Source organism: Pseudoalteromonas sp. Angola-7 (genome assembly GCF_028599255.1).
GTDB lineage: Bacteria > Pseudomonadota > Gammaproteobacteria > Enterobacterales > Alteromonadaceae > Pseudoalteromonas > Pseudoalteromonas atlantica.
The window spans coordinates 1-216 of sequence record NZ_JAQREL010000081.1; the positions used below are offsets into that span (position 1 = coordinate 1).

Here is a 216-nt window from a genome sequence, read left to right on the forward strand (position 1 = left end):
CGCCGTTTTGTACAAGTGCCGTGGTTTCAACTTGGTTTGTGCCATCACTGATAATCACCGTCACGGTTTGACCCTCTTCCACATCGCTAACCGTGCCACGCACGACCATGGCGGCGCTTTCACCGTTACCATTAATCACACCGTCGGCTGTTTTATCAATGCTGGTTGTGATCGCTGCGGTGTTATCAAGTTCGACTGAATCTTGTGCTGAAATCG

The 216-nt window shown here is 50.5% G+C and carries 1 protein-coding gene; it reads right to left on the reverse strand.

All coding sequences use genetic code 11. The features are described from left to right. Positions 1–216, reverse strand: a 216-nt coding sequence (locus PSH50_RS21175; RefSeq protein WP_273610079.1) for a hypothetical protein, incomplete at both ends; no start/stop codon positions are given.